This is a genomic window from Mesorhizobium sp. L2C084A000 (genome assembly GCF_000502875.1).
In the GTDB taxonomy this organism is placed as follows: domain Bacteria; phylum Pseudomonadota; class Alphaproteobacteria; order Rhizobiales; family Rhizobiaceae; genus Mesorhizobium.
In genome coordinates this window covers 40,052-52,718 of sequence record NZ_AYWX01000002.1, presented here as the reverse complement: position 1 = coordinate 52,718, position 12,667 = coordinate 40,052, and the positions used below count along the sequence as shown (strand labels likewise).

The 12,667-nt window shown below is 64.0% G+C and carries 12 protein-coding genes; 7 read left to right on the top strand and 5 right to left on the bottom strand.

Features of this window, described 5'->3' with window-relative positions:
- Positions 1 to 25: 25 nt before the first annotated feature.
- The 6 genes from X735_RS160935 (at position 26) to X735_RS160960 (ending at position 5,703) form a co-directional block, all read left to right on the top strand.
- The gene (locus X735_RS160935) at positions 26 to 1,663 is read left to right on the top strand and encodes an ABC transporter substrate-binding protein (protein ID WP_023809381.1); all 1,638 of its coding nucleotides are present in this window, start codon (positions 26 to 28) and stop codon (positions 1,661 to 1,663) included.
- A gap of 7 nt (positions 1,664 to 1,670) precedes the next feature.
- Positions 1,671 to 2,630 carry an ABC transporter permease gene (locus X735_RS160940; RefSeq protein ID WP_023809380.1) on the top strand — a complete coding sequence of 320 codons (960 nt, stop codon included), beginning with the start codon at positions 1,671 to 1,673 and terminating at the stop codon, positions 2,628 to 2,630.
- Positions 2,627 to 3,514, top strand: a complete 888-nt coding sequence (locus X735_RS160945) for an ABC transporter permease (RefSeq protein WP_023809379.1) — start codon at positions 2,627 to 2,629, stop codon at positions 3,512 to 3,514. Before X735_RS160940 ends, X735_RS160945 begins: the two co-directional genes overlap by 4 nt.
- A 70-nt stretch (positions 3,515 to 3,584) precedes the next feature.
- Positions 3,585 to 4,607 carry an LLM class flavin-dependent oxidoreductase gene (locus X735_RS160950; protein ID WP_023809378.1) on the top strand — a complete coding sequence of 341 codons (1,023 nt, stop codon included), beginning with the start codon at positions 3,585 to 3,587 and terminating at the stop codon, positions 4,605 to 4,607.
- A 42-nt stretch (positions 4,608 to 4,649) separates the two neighbouring features.
- A complete protein-coding gene (locus tag X735_RS160955) occupies positions 4,650 to 5,297 on the top strand; it encodes a ThuA domain-containing protein (RefSeq protein ID WP_023809377.1) in 648 nt (215 codons plus the stop codon).
- Between the two features lie 61 nt (positions 5,298 to 5,358).
- Positions 5,359 to 5,703: a hypothetical protein gene (locus X735_RS160960; RefSeq protein ID WP_023809376.1), complete on the top strand. Its 345-nt coding sequence runs from the start codon at positions 5,359 to 5,361 to the stop codon at positions 5,701 to 5,703.
- A 341-nt stretch (positions 5,704 to 6,044) separates the two neighbouring features.
- Here the strand turns inward: X735_RS160960 and X735_RS160965 are convergent, their stop codons facing one another.
- Complete coding sequence (locus X735_RS160965) at positions 6,045 to 8,063, bottom strand: amidase (protein ID WP_023809375.1); 2,019 nt, start codon at positions 8,061 to 8,063, stop codon at positions 6,045 to 6,047.
- Positions 8,064 to 8,209: 146 nt separating this feature from the next.
- Here X735_RS160965 and X735_RS160970 point away from each other — a divergent pair, with 146 nt between their 5' ends.
- Positions 8,210 to 8,485 carry a hypothetical protein gene (locus tag X735_RS160970; protein WP_023809374.1) on the top strand — a complete coding sequence of 92 codons (276 nt, stop codon included), beginning with the start codon at positions 8,210 to 8,212 and terminating at the stop codon, positions 8,483 to 8,485.
- 15 nt (positions 8,486 to 8,500) lie between these two features.
- On the opposite strand, the gene X735_RS160975 is transcribed toward X735_RS160970, so the two are convergent.
- Genes X735_RS160975 through X735_RS160990 form a run of 4 tightly spaced genes read right to left on the bottom strand, consistent with a single transcriptional unit; the run spans position 8,501 to position 12,389 of the window.
- Positions 8,501 to 9,586, bottom strand: coding sequence for a Gfo/Idh/MocA family oxidoreductase (locus X735_RS160975; protein ID WP_023809373.1), 1,086 nt, complete (start codon positions 9,584 to 9,586; stop codon positions 8,501 to 8,503).
- A 39-nt stretch (positions 9,587 to 9,625) separates the two neighbouring features.
- Positions 9,626 to 10,390, bottom strand: a complete 765-nt coding sequence (locus tag X735_RS160980; protein WP_023809372.1) for an ATP-binding cassette domain-containing protein — start codon at positions 10,388 to 10,390, stop codon at positions 9,626 to 9,628.
- Entirely contained in the window at positions 10,387 to 11,388 is a 1,002-nt protein-coding gene (locus tag X735_RS160985) for an ABC transporter permease (RefSeq protein WP_023809371.1), read from the bottom strand. Before X735_RS160985 ends, X735_RS160980 begins: the two co-directional genes overlap by 4 nt.
- Positions 11,385 to 12,389 carry a substrate-binding domain-containing protein gene (locus X735_RS160990; protein ID WP_023809370.1) on the bottom strand — a complete coding sequence of 335 codons (1,005 nt, stop codon included), beginning with the start codon at positions 12,387 to 12,389 and terminating at the stop codon, positions 11,385 to 11,387. Before X735_RS160990 ends, X735_RS160985 begins: the two co-directional genes overlap by 4 nt.
- Positions 12,390 to 12,667: the final 278 nt, after the last annotated feature.

Here is a 12,667-nt window from a genome sequence, read left to right as displayed (position 1 = left end):
CTTCATTTCAGAGCAGGGGTTTAACATGACCAAACGCAGAGATATCGACGCAGTTCGCAACCTGTCGGGGGACATCTGGAATGTCGCCGTCGACGAATATCAGGGCGGCTTTCTCAAGCGCCGCGATCTCCTGAAATACGCCGCACTGCTCGGCCTGACCGGCTTTGCCGCCTCGCAGGGGCTTGGAGGCGCACGCGCCGCGACTGCTGCCGGCGGCACGGTTCGCGTCGGGCTCGGCCAGCCGACCAAGGCGATCGATCCGGTTTCGGTGACCGATCCGGCCAGCATCGGGGTGATCAGCCAGGTCGGCGAGTATCTGATCCTCGACGATCCGAAGGATGGTCTGCAGCCGAAGCTCGCTCTGTCCTGGGAGGCAAACGAGACGGCCAGTCGCTGGACCTTCAAATTGCGGCCAGGGGTGAAATTCCACGATGGTCGCGCGGTCACCGCTAGGGATGTTGTGGCGAGCTTCGAGCGGCTGGTCGATCCGGCCAGCGGCTCGTCGGCCCTGTCGGCCTACAAGGGCATCCTGTCCAAGGGCGGCGCCAAGCTGGTCGACGACGAAACCGTCGCCTTCGATCTCGACGGCCCAAACAGCAACTTCCCCTTCTATGTCTCCTCAGACGTCTACAATGCCGTGATCCTGCCGGCCGACTATGCCGGCGATTTCGAGAAGAATTTCAACGGCACGGGTCCGTTCAAGCTGGAATCCTTCCGTCCCAAGCAAGGCGCCAGCTTCGTGCGCAATGAGGACTACTGGGGCGACAAGGCGCTGCCCGACCGGGTCGAGATCAAGTTTTTCGACGACGAGCAGGCGCAGGTGCTGGCGCTGCAGGCCGGCCAGCTCGACGTCATCCCGAGCACGACGCGCCTGGAACTCGCGATCGAAGGCAATCCCAACTTCAAGCTGCTCAGCGTGCAGGCAAGCTCGCATGACCAGGTGCATCTCAGAACCGACCAGGCTCCGTTCACCGACAAGCGGGTCCGCCGCGCGCTGGCGCTCACGCTCGATCGCGAGGCGATCGTCAAGGGCCTGCTGAAGGGCCGCGCCATCGTCGGCAACGACACCCCGTTCGCGCCGATCTTCCCATCGGCCGATCCATCGGTGCCGCAGCGCAAGCAAGACATTGCCGAGGCCAAGCGCCTGCTTGGCGAGGCGGGCGTGCCCAACGGCTTCGAGGTGACGCTGACCACCGAACGCGCCTATGACATTCCCGACTATGCGGTGATCATCCAGAACTTCGCCAGGAAGGCCGGCATCGACATCAAGCTCAATGTCCTGCCGCAGGACGCCTATTACGGCTCGGCGACCTTCGGCAGCTCACCATGGCTGGATTCGGTGCTCGGCATCACCGACTACGGCCATCGCGGCACTCCCGACATCTTCCTCAACGCCACGCTGAAGAGTTCGGGAGCCTGGAACGCGGCGCATTTCAACAACCCGGCCTATGATGCGCTGCTGCTCGATTACTCGAAGGCGCGTGATCTGCAGGCACAGCGCCTCGTTGCCGGCAAGATCCAGACCTTGCTGCTCGACGAAACGCCGGCGATCATCAGCTACTTCTCGCAATACAGCCGAATCGTCAGCTCCAAGGTCGAGGGCGTGCGCTTCACGGCGATCTCGCATCTGCTGCTCGACCGCGTTTCCTTCGTCCAGGCATGATCGAGACATGCTGACGGGCCGCACTTTGTCAACGCGTGTGGGCACACTTGTCCTCACGCTGTGGCTGGTCAGCATCCTGGTGTTCTTCGCCGGGCAGGTCCTGCCCGGCGATGTCGGCCGCGTGATGCTCGGTCCGTTTGCCGACGCGCAGGCGGTGGCGGAACTGAACAAGCGGCTCGGCGCCGACCAGCCGATTCTCGTCCAGTACTGGCTATGGTTCAGCAAGGCCGTGACCGGTGACTTCGGCACCTCGTTGTCTATGCGCGGGCCGGTGGCGCCGTTCGTGCTCGAAAGCCTCAAGCGCTCTGCTGCCCTTGCCGGCATTATTCTGATTTTTCTCGTGCCGCTTGGTGTAGGGGCCGGCGTCATCGCGGGTCTCAATGCCGGCCGCCTGATCGACCGGCTGATCGTGATGGCGGGCGTTTCCTTCGGCATCGTGCCTGATTTCGTTTCCGGGCTGATGCTCCTTATCCTCTTCGGCCTGTGGCTGAACTGGTTCCCGATCTCCGGCGTTGCGCCCGATGGCGCGGGCTTCTGGACGCATGGCTATTATCTGATCCTGCCGGCGCTGCCGCTGGTGCTGAACCTTGCCGGCTACATCGCCCGGATGACGCGGGCAGGGGTGATCGAGGCAATGGCCGCCGACTATACGCGCACCGCCGTCCTGAAAGGGCTGGAGCGGCGCGAGATCATCTTTCGGCACGTGCTGCGCAACGCGCTGACGCCGACCATCGCGGTGCTGGCGACGCAGACCGGCTACATGCTTGGCGGGCTGGTGGTGATCGAGGCGCTGTTCGGCATCCAGGGGCTTGGCAATCTGGTTCTGAATGCGGCCAAGGCACGCGATTTCCCGATGCTCGAGGCCGGCGTGCTGGTGATGGCGGCAATCTTCGTGCTGTCGGCGGCGGCCGGCGACCTCGTGCTGGCGCTGCTCGATCCGCGGCAACGCCGCCGGACCTCGCCATGACGGATCTGGCGGAGTTTCCCGCACCACGGCGCGCGGTGGCCGGCTTTCCGGCAGTGCGCAGGATCCGCAGTGTTTTCTCCGGACTGGCCCCGTCGGTCGTGGTCGGATCGCTGCTGCTTCTGTTCTGGGTCGTTTGCGCACTGTTCGGCAACCTCTTCGTTCCCTACGATCCCTATGCCGAGGATTTTCTGGCGATGCTGACGCCGCCCGATGCGCTGCACTGGTTCGGCACCGATCATCTCGGCCGCGACGTGCTGTCCCGCATAGTCGTCGGATCGCGCGATATCCTGCTGGTTGCGCCGCTGGCGACGCTGGCCGGCGTTGCCGCCGGCAGCATCATCGGTCTGGTGCTCGGCTATTTCGACGGCCTGGTCGATGCCATCGGCGCGCGGCTGCTCGATACGCTGATGGCGTTTCCGTTCATTGTTCTCGTCACCATGACGCTGGTGGCGATCGGCCCGTCGAACCTGACCGTCATCCTGGTGATCGGCATCGCCTACGCGCCGCTGGTGGCTCGCACCGTCCGCGCCGCCGTGCGCGAGCAGAAGGAGCGCGACTATGTCAGCGCTGCGCGGCTTGGCGGCGAGGGCCCGCTCGCCATCATGTTTCTGGAGATACTGCCCAACATCAGGGAAACGATCTTGATCGAGCTGGTCACAAGGCTGGGCTACGCGTTCTTTTCGATCGCGACGCTGAGCTTTCTCGGCCTCGGCATCCAGCCGCCATCGGCCGACTGGGGACTGGCCGTCGCCGACGGCTACGGCTTCCTGACCGGCGGCAAATGGTGGGTCGTCGTCTTCAATTCCGCGGCAATCGTCTCATTGGTCATGGCGACCAACCTTATCGCACAAGGCATCGGCGCCTTCGAAAACAGCGATGCATGAGCCTTGATCGGGTGCGTCGAAAAATCTCTTTGGCATTGAAGCCTGACGCGCATCCTTATATCGCATGGCTATGAAGAAAATCGGTTTCCTGTCGTTCGGGCACTGGACGCCCTCGTCGCAATCGCAAGTGCGCTCGGCATCGGACGCGCTTTTGCAATCCATCGACCTCGCCGTCGCCGCCGAACAGCTTGGCGCGGATGGGGCGTATTTCCGCGTGCATCATTTCGCCCGCCAACTCGCTTCGCCGTTCCCGCTGCTGGCCGCCGTTGGCGCCAAGACCAGCCGCATCGAGATTGGCACTGCAGTAATCGACATGCGCTATGAGAATCCGCTCTACATGGCGGAAGATGCCGGTGCCGCCGACATCATCGCCGGCGGCCGCCTGCAGCTTGGCATCAGCCGTGGCTCGCCCGAGCAGGTGATCGATGGCTGGCGCCATTTTGGCTACGCGCCACCGGAAGGCAAAAGCGACGCCGACATGGCGCGGCATCATGCCGAGGTATTCCTCGAGACGCTGCGGGGCGAGGGGTTCGCCCAGCCCAATCCGCGGCCGATGTTCCCCAATCCGCCCGGCCTCTTGCGCCTCGAGCCGCATTCGGAGGGTTTGCGCGAGCGGATCTGGTGGGGTGCGGCTACCAACGCCACGTCGGAATGGGCGGCCAAGCTCGGCATGAACCTGCAGAGCTCGACGCTCAAATTCGACGAGAGCGGCAAGCCGTTCCACATCCAGCAGGCCGAGCAGATCCGCATCTATCGCGAGGCCTGGAAGGCGGCCGGCCACAAGCGCGAGCCGCGCGTCTCGGTCAGCCGCAGCATCTTCGCGCTGGTCGACGATCACGACCGTGCCTATTTCGGCCGCGGCAACGAAAGCCGCGACCAGATCGGCTTCATCGAGGAGAACACCAAGGCGATCTTCGGGCGCAGCTATGCGGCTGAGCCGGATGTGCTGATCAAGGAATTGGCGCAGGACGAGGCGATCGCCGAGGCCGACACGCTGCTGCTCACCGTTCCGAACCAGCTCGGCGTCGACTATAATGCGCATGTCATCGAGGCGATCCTGACCCATGTCGCGCCGGCTCTGGGCTGGCGCTGACGCCGGATCGATCGAAGCGGAGTGCTCCAAGGGAGGTACACCATGCCAAAGAAGGCCTTGATCGCCTGGGGCGGCTGGGAGGGCCATACGCCGGAGCAGAGCGCGAAGATCGTTCGCACCTTGCTTGAGCGAAACGGCTTCGACGTCACGTTGGGCGAGGGCACGGCGATGTTCGCCGATCCGGAGCTGTCGTCATTCGATCTCATCGTGCCCGTCATCACCATGTCGACGATCGAGAAGACCGAACTGCAGAACCTGACGCATGCGGTTCTCGGGGGGAGCGGACTCGGCGGTTTCCACGGGACGATGGGCGACAGTTTCCGCAACGAGCCCGACTATCAGTTCATGACCGGCGGTCAATGGGTCGCGCATCCCGGCAACATCATCGACTATCACGTCGCCATCACCCGGCCGGACGATCCGATCACAAAAGGTATCAGCGATTTCGCCTACCGGTCGGAGCAATATTACATGCATGTCGACCCAAGCAACGAGGTGCTGGCGACCACCACCTTCACCGACGCGCATTTTCCGGGGATAGGCGGCGTCGTCATGCCGGTCGTCTGGAAACGGCGCTATGGGGCGGGGAAGGTTTTCTACAGTTCCCTTGGTCACACGGCGGATGAGTTCGCGGTGCCGGAAATGGCGCTGATGGTGGAGCGGGGTTTGCTTTGGGCGGCGCGGGGGTAGCAGCAGGCACGTTTTCGTGAAAACCTGGGTTGAATTCACAGGGCATCCATGGAGATATCAAATGAGTGATTTCGAGTGGTCCGGATCCGAAAAGAAGCTCGCGCGCCATGCCTTCGATACCGCTCTTGAGGCGGCGCTCGCAAAGACGATGGCCGACTTCAAAAGCAAGGCGAGTGCGGTGACGCAGCCCTCCGAGATGTGGGAGCTCGAAGGCTATTTGCGTGAACAGCGACGGGAAATCGATCGCACGTTCGACTATCGCTATTCGCAGCTTCTCTTCGTGTTCGCGCAGCTTATTCGAGCAGGATATCTCGATGAAAAGCTGCTTGGCGGTCTGTCGCAAGACAAGCGGGATGTCATTCAGCGGGACCTGGCCTATGTCGAGAGTCGCTTTGCAAGTGGATGACGAGGGGAACGGCGCTGCCAGAACTGCGAGAGGTTGGCGATCGTTGATTGACGACACTTTTGCGAACCCCACGCTTCGTCATCCTAGGGCGTAGCAGTCGCGAAGCGACGTGGCGAAGACCCTAGGATCCATGCCGCGACTTCCGTGCGGTGCGACGGTGGAGAACTTTCAGTCGCAATCGCTGCATCTGGAAAGAAAAGTTGACCTCAATTGCTCTGGACCGATGCATTCTTCGGTCACAGTCCTGGCATGGATCCTAGGGTCTGCGCCGCGTCGCTTCGCTCCTTGCTCCGCCCTAGGATGACGAATTCGGGGAGGCTTAAGGCACGAATTGCGCAACCTCACCCAATCCCGCCCGTAACCAGATAGGCGCCGGCGCTGCGCCCATCCTCCAGCCACACCACCGCTGTGACGATCGAACCGTAGGAGCCACGCCAGACGCTGTGGAAGCGCTGATGCTCGGCGGCCGGAATGAGCGCGTGCCCGCTGAAGCGCGCACCGCTTCGCTGCAGCGCGACGGCCTCTCCGTTGACATGTACCTTGAGGCAGGCCGTCCCAGACACCTCATTTGGCAGGTCGAGCGTGATGACGATCTCGTCCTGATCGCCGAAAGGCCGCGTCTCGGCGGCAAGCGTGATGGCGAACGCTGACGCCTTGCTGTCGGCTCGGGCGGGGCGGCCTGAAAACACATCGGCGGCAAGTTCTGGCGTGCGCGGCGGGCGGGTGCGGCGCTGCGTGGAGCGTTCGAAATCGCCGGCCATGCGCAGCAGCCTTTCGTCGTCATAGGCCTTGCCGGCGAAAGTCAGGCCGACCGGCATACCGATATCGGCCATCGTACCCATCGGCACGGTGACGGTGGGGATGCCGAAATGGCGCCAGACCAGATTGCCGTTGGCGACCCAGGTGCCATTGCGCCAGGCAAAGGCGGCGGACGCCTCGTCGATGTCTGCATCGGCCGGCCCGACATCGGCAGCGGCGGGCAGCACCACGGCGTCGATGCCTTGCGCGTCCAGCCAGTCCTCGAAATCGATCCGCCTTGTCGCTTCCAGTCCCTTCAGTCCCTCTTCCAGCGTTGGAATGTCCACGAGGGGCGTGACGCCGGACCGTGCCCGCTCGACATATACCCTCAGGTCGAAGCCGCCTTCGTATCGGTCGGACAGCGTGCCGGGCGGTTGCGGGAAGATCTTTGGGCCATCGACCGAGACGAGATCGGGAAGCGCCGGATCGGCATTGGCGCGCAAAAAGTCGTCCCAGCCCCAGATGCAGAGGTCCCAGAGCTCGCGCTCGGCGAACTCTGGGGGCACCAGCCCGCGCTCGACCATGCTGCGCGCGCCGGGGCGGTCGCGTTCATAGTTGGAGACGACGGGAAAATCGACCTCGATCACCTCGGCGCCAAGCCGCCTCAGATCGGCCGCCGCCTGCTCCCACAGGGCAAGTACCGAGGCGCGGGTTTCGATCGGCTTGTCGGCCTCGGTGTCGCGGCCGATATACATTCTGGGCACGCCAAGCCGCATGCCTTTCAACGACCCCGCCAGTGTGAGGTCGGTATAGCGCGGCGGCCGCACGTCGGAGCTTTTCGGCAGCTTGACCCAGGGCTGCGCGCGCCAGAAATCGCCGTGCGTCTCGGGGTCGTCGGCGACAATCACGTCGAGCAGTTCGAGCATGTCGGGGACGCTGCGCGTGTGCGGCGCGACGACATCCATGGTCGGGACCAGCGGCCAGTTGCCGCGCACCGAAATGACACCGCGCGACGGCGTATAGGCGACCAGCGCATTGTTGGTGGCCGGCGCGCGGCCGGACGACCAGGTTTCCTCGCCAAGCCCGAAGGCGCAGAAGCTGGCCGCTGTCGCTGTGCCGGAGCCATTGGATGAGCCCGATGCGAAGGCGGCGGTGAGATAGTCGCCATTGTACGGACTTTCGGCGCGGCCATAGACGCCGCGCTGCATGCCGCCATTGGCCATCGGCGGCATGTTGGTCAGCCCGATCAGCACCGCGCCGCCGGCCCGCAGCCGGGCGATGGTGAAGGCGTCCTCATTGGCAATGAGATGCTCGAAGGCCGGCGAGCCGGCGGCGACCGTCAGGCCTGATACCTTGTAGCTGTCCTTGGCGGTGTAGGGGATGCCGTCGAGTGGCCCGAGCACGGTGCCGTTGCGGCGGCGCTGGTCGGAGGCGGCAGCCTCCTCGAACATGCCAGGGTTGAGCAACGGGACGGCATTGAGGCTGATGCCGTGCCGGTCGAAATGCGCGATGCGCCTGAGATACGCCCCGACCAGTTCGACGCTGGTGACGGTGCCGTCATCGAGCGCGCGGCGCAATTGGTCGATCGTCGCTTCGACGAGATGAAAGCCGGCATCGGTCATCACGGGTCCCACATTTCCACGCACCATGGATGAGCGAGGCAGCTGGCTTCGGCAAGAGCCTATCGCGGTCATCTCCGGAACTTTTGTCCGGCTGGCGGTTTTGGATGTATGGTGTGATTCCGGAAATGGCCAGGAGGGTATTGGCGATGACCACGAAATGCGTTGCGATCCTAGCTCTCGCTGTCGCCATGGGCTCAAGCGTTTGCGCCCCGGCTTTCGCTGGCGACCGGTATCACGACCGCCGGGTCCACTCCGAACGCTACGTTCCCGCCGAAGGCGATCTCATCGACATCCTGTTCGGCGGCCCGCGCTACTACGATCAGCAGTTGGTCACGACAGCAGCCGGCGCGTGCTCCTATCATCGCGTCGGACCCGACGCGAATGCGTTGAACAAGATCAACGATCATCACTGTGGGAAGTAGGCGGCAGGCAGCGCCTCAGCGCCCGCCACTCTCCTTCATCCGCTCGATGATCTCGGCCATCAGCGCCAGGTCGCGGCGGGAATCGGCGAGGTCGGTCAGCGGCTTTGTGCCTTGGGTGATGTGGCGGTGGAAAGTCTCGAGTTCTTTCGAGAAAGCATCGCCGTAGAGAGGCCCGAGGGTTTTCGTCACCGGGCCGAACGGGCCGGCATCGGTGACCTCCAGCCGCGTCGGCAGGCTGCGGATGTAGGGCGTGTCGTAGATGATGCGCACCCGCCTGTTGTTCGAGCGCACCTCGATCATGGCGTCGAATAAGCCGAGATCGTCGACCACCGCGTCGTAGAGACAGGCGAAATGGCCGTAGTCGAAGGTGACTGATGTGTTGGCGCCGCCGTTGGTGCGGTGCGCGGCCAGCACGCGCGTCGGCTCGCCGATCAGCCCACGCATCGCCGAAATGTGGTGCGAGGAAAGTGCCGTCAGCCCGCGATAGGCGCGCACCAGATCGGCCGGCGCGTCGGCGCCCACCACCTCGCGGATCAGCGCGTCGCGTTCGCTTGCGCCACGCGCCAGCAGGGCAGGGTCGATGTCCTGGGGGTAAAGGACGTTCTGGCTCTTCTTGAGGAAATGCCGGCCCTCCGAGATCAGGTCGAAGATGCGGACATGGGTGATGTCGGCGAAGGCGGGCAGCTCGTCCCTGGCGGCCAGATAGGCGGGCGCATAGCGGCGCATATAGCCGACGAACAGGGTCTTGTCGTAGCCCGGCATCAGCGCCAGCAGATCGTCGATTTCGCGCACCGTGAGGCAAGCGGGCTTTTCCAGCAGGATATGTTTGTTGGCAGCAATCGCCGCCCGCACGAAGCGGCTGTGGGTATCGTCGGATGACAGCACGAACACAGCGTCGATGTCGGGCGAATTAATCAGCGCCTCGGCCGTGTCGAAGGCCTTTGCCGTCGCAAATTCGGAGGTGACGAGTGACATCAGGCTGGGCGACACGTCGTACACGCCCGCGATCACCCAGCGGTCGCGCTGATCGCCCAGCACAGGCAGATGGATCGACTGCGCGACCTCTCCAAGACCTATCAGTCCGACACGAATTGGTGCCACAGGCGAACTCCCTTTGATTTCAAGTCTGATGCTGCAGGACTATGCCGCGCCGGTTACCAGCGCGACGAGCTCATTTCCGGACGTTTCGGAAGCGCGCACGGTCGCCGCCATCTTTCCCGCCCGCATCACCCAGATCTGGTCGGACAGGCGGCGGACCTGATCGAAATTGTGGCTGACCAGGATGACGCTGACGGATTGCTCGCGCAGGCGCCGGATCAGCGCCTCGACATTGGCCGTCTCCTGCACGCCGAGCGCCGCCGTCGGTTCGTCCATCACCACCAGCTTGGCGCCGGAGCCGACAGCGCGGCAGATCGAGATCGCCTGCCGCTGGCCGCCCGACAGACGCCGCACACGCTGGTTGATCGACGGCACGTTGATCGACAGCCGCGACAGCATTAAGCGGGCCTCGCGCTTCATCGCCTTGCGGTCGAGGAAAGCGAACGGGCCGATGCGGCGCACGATCTCGCGGTTGAGGAACAGGTTCTGCGCGACCGTCAGTTCGTCGATCAGCGCCAGGTTCTGGTGCACGGTCTCGATGCCGGCCTTGCGTGCCTCGTCGGGATTGGCGAAGGGCCGCGCCCGTCCGTCGAAGAACAAATTGCCGGTGTCCGGCTGATGCACGCCGACCAGGCTGCGGATCAGCGTCGACTTGCCGGCGCCATTGTCGCCGATGACGGCGGTGACCTCGCCGCGACGGGCCTGGAAGGCGACGTCGGTGAAGGCGCGGATGCCGCCGAAATGCTTGCTCAGCCCTTCGCAGGCGATGATCGCCTCAGTGGCGGGGATATGATGGGGAGCGCTCATTTCTGATACCGCATGATCAGCGCCGCCAGCACCACGATGGCCCCCACGGCAAGCGGTTGGTAGAAAGCCGAGACGTTGAGCAAGGTCAGGCCGTTGACGAGTGCTGTGAGCATCAGCGCGCCGATCGCCGGTCCCAGAATGCTGGCGCGGCCGCCGAACAGGCTGACGCCGCCCAGCACCACCGCCGCCACCGAATTCAAGAGCAGGCTGGTGTTGATCTGCGGTTCGGCCGAGCCGATGCGGGCGACCAGGAGAATGGCCGCGATGCCGGCGCAGAGACCGGAAATCGTATAGGCGGCGATCTTGACCCGGTTGGTGCGGATGCCCAGCGCGCCGGCACTTTCAGCCTGGCCGCCGGTCGCCAGCAGATGCACGCCGAAGCGCGTGTGGTAGAGCGCGATATGGGCGACGATGACGGCTGCGATCGCTACCCAGACCGGATAGCCGAACGGTCCGAACGAGCCCGAGGCGAGCCTGAGCAGGAAGGTCGAGCCGACCATGGTCGGTTCGCCGCCCGACAGGATGAGCCCAAGCCCGGTGATGCCCGACAGCGTGCCGAGCGTCACCACGAAGTCGGGGATCTTGCCTGCCGTAATGATCAGCCCGTTGAGGAAGCCGACGGCGCTGGTGGCGAGAACCGCGAGCATGCAGGCGATGAAGATGCCGTAGTCGGCGGCATTGACGAGGCCGAGGATGATGGCGCCGAGCATGACGGCGGCCGCCAGCGACAGGTCGATGCCCGAGGTGGCGATGACGAAGGTCTGGCCGATCGACAGCACGACCAGGATCGCAGCCGCCAGCAACAGCGCCTGCAGATTGGCGACGCTGAGAAAGACCGGCTGGGCGATGCCGAAGACGATGACGAGGCCGACCAGGCCGACGACGGATGCCCAGTCGGCCCAGAAGGAGGGATCGAGGAGGAGAGCCGCCAGGGAGGGACGGCTCTCCTCCGCACCCGCCGAATGGGCGGCGGGCGCGTTGTCTGCAGGTGTGCTCACTTCAGCATCTCGCGGAAGGGATCGGGATAGTCGCCGCCCGGACGCGGAAAATTCTTCAGCGAGGCTTCGGCATTGTCCTTGTTGATCAACAGCACCGGTGCTGGCACGTTGGCCGGCAGTTCCTTGCCCTTGGCGGCCACTGCACAGGCCTCGAGGCCCATGGCGCCGACGACATAGGGATATTGGGCGACGGTGGCGGTGAGTTCGCCTGATGCGATCGACTTCAGCGCATCGACGATGCCGTCGAGGCCGATCACCTTGACGTCCTTGCCCGAGGTCCGCACGGCGCGCTCGACGCCGAGTGCCATGATGTCGTTGGCGGCGAAGAAGCCGGCGAGGTCCGGATGGGCAGCGAGGATATCGGTTGCGGCGGTCAGCGCCTTTTCGCGATCCCAGTCGGCGCTGACCATCACCACGATGTCGAGTTTACCTTCCACCGCCTGCTTGAAGCCCTTGATGCGGGCGTTGGAGCCGACATCGCCGACGATGCCGGCGACCAGCGCGACCTTGGAGCCCTTCGGCACCAGCTTCAGCATCTCTTCGCCGGCCAGCGCGCCGGCGGCGACATTGTCGGTGCCGATATAGGTCGAGACGGCAAAGCCGGCGGCCTTGGCCTGCTCGGGGTCGATGGTCGAGTCGATGTTGACGATCGGCTTCTTCTTCTGGGCGACCGGCACCAGCGCCTGGACGAGATTGGAGACGCTGATCGGGTTGACCAGGTAGCAATCGAAATCCTGCATGGCCATGGCGGTCAGGCGGTCGGCCTGGCCGGTGGCGTCACCCATGTTGGCGGCGGCCTGGACGCTGACATTCACGCCGTTTGCCTTGGCCTGCTCCTCGATGCCCTTCTGCATGGTCTGGAAGAACGGATTGTCGAGGCCTTTGACGATGGCCGCGACTTTCGCCGTATCCTCGGCATGGGCGGGCGCTGCGACGATGGCTGCAAGTATGCCTGCGCCAAGCAAGTTCGTGCCAAGCTTCAGGCAATTGAACATACGCATGGTTTTCCTCCTCCTGATTGTTTTATGGGCTGCATCAATGTCGCTGTCCGGCGACTGCAATGTTAGACGGCACGCAAGCGACCCGGCGCCTAGCGCGATGGGTCTCGCCAACAGAATGCTGCCCGCTTGGGATGTGGACTGCAGCCCAGGTTCGGGCGCTTTCGACGTCAGGCATTGCTCCTCCCAGAGCGCCGGCCGATGCCATGCCAGCGTTTGCGCATGTTTTATAAAAAATTGACACGCGTCAAGATTTAAAATGTGCGTAGCGATTTTGACTG